The organism is Streptomyces sp. NPDC003032 (assembly GCF_053591415.1).
In genome coordinates, this window is sequence record NZ_JBSFTT010000127.1 from 1 (window position 1) to 1,379 (window position 1,379).

The window sequence follows — 1,379 nt, forward strand, 5'->3', positions numbered from 1 at the left end:
ATGGAGCTCGTGTCCGGCGTGGTCCAACTGCGTCCGGAGGACGCGATGTTCGACGCAATGCTGCGGGGCTGGAGGGCTCAGCAGAAGTCGCGAGGACTGAAGGACGAGACGATCGAGCCGCGGATGCGGCTGGCCCGCCGGTTCCTCGAGTTCGCGAACGAGTACCCGTGGCAGTGGACTCCGGCCCACCTGGATGAGTGGTCGGCGTCGCTGACGGGCGAGAAGCATCTGGCGCCGTCGACGGTCCGCAGCTATCAGGGCGACGTCCGGCTGTTCACCGAGTTCCTCATCGACGCCCGCTACGGCTGGGGCCCGGCCTGCGAAGAAGCCTTTGGGACCCACCCCGTGGCGATCGCCCATGAGTGGAACACCCTCCCTCACCTGCAGGATTACGAGGGAGACCCCGAAGCAAGGCCGTTCACCCGCGAAGAACTGCAGCGGTTCCTCGACTACGCCGACGACCAAGTCGCCCGCGCCGTGAAAACCAAGCGCAAGGGCGCCCTCGCCGCCTACCGCGACGCCACACTCTGCAAGGTCATCTACGGCTGGGGGCTCCGCCGGACCGAGACGTCCAAGCTGGACGTCGTCGACTTCGGGCGCAATCCGAAGGCTCGCCAGTTCGGCCGGTACGGCACGCTCAATGTCCGCTACGGCAAGGCAAAGAAGGGCCAGCCGCCGAGGCGGCGCAACGTGCTCTCGGTGATGGACTGGGCCGTCGAGGCTGTCGAGGACTACGTCAAGAACGTCCGCCCGCGCTTCGGATTCCCCGACCATCCGGCTCTCTGGATCACCGAACGCGGGGGACGCCTCCAGCCCAGTTCCATCAACGACCGGTTCGAGGCATACCGCGACGCCCTAAAACTCCCAAAAGAACTAGTTCCGCACTCAATTCGGCATTCTTACGTCACCCATCTGACCGAGGACGGAATCGACCGTCGTTTTATCCAGCAGCAAGTCGGCCACGACTGCGACAGCTCCACGGCCATCTACACACACGTCAGCGACGACTTCATGAACACTGCCCTGAGCAAGGCCCTGGCCCCGGCGTTCGCCGGCGTCTGACGAGGAAGGACCCGATGATGGCCGCCAAGCTCGACTACCACTGGCACCTGCGCAAGGTGATGGCGGACCGCGGGATGTTCTCCACCACTGACCTGCTCCCACCCTTGAAGGAACGCGGCATCACGCTGTCGTCGAGCCAGGTCTACCGGCTCGTCGTCGAGCGACCGGAACGACTCAGCCTGAAGATCCTCATGGCCTTGCTGGACATCCTGGACTGCACGATGGACGAGCTCATCGAACCGATCGCCACGGCCGGGGCGGCGAAGAAGCCCAAGAAGGCCGCCGCAGGCGGGGCCACCACTTCTGAAGGTGTCGGC

At 65.1% G+C, this 1,379-nt stretch carries 2 protein-coding genes; both read left to right on the top strand.

Annotated features, from left to right (window positions below):
- Positions 1 to 1,062: tyrosine-type recombinase/integrase (locus ACWDZ7_RS42835; protein ID WP_451804387.1), on the top strand; the 1,062-nt coding region annotated here is incomplete at its 5' end.
- 14 nt (positions 1,063 to 1,076) lie between these two features.
- Positions 1,077 to 1,379 (top strand): helix-turn-helix domain-containing protein (locus ACWDZ7_RS42840; RefSeq protein ID WP_451804389.1); only part of this gene is annotated, 303 nt, incomplete at its 3' end.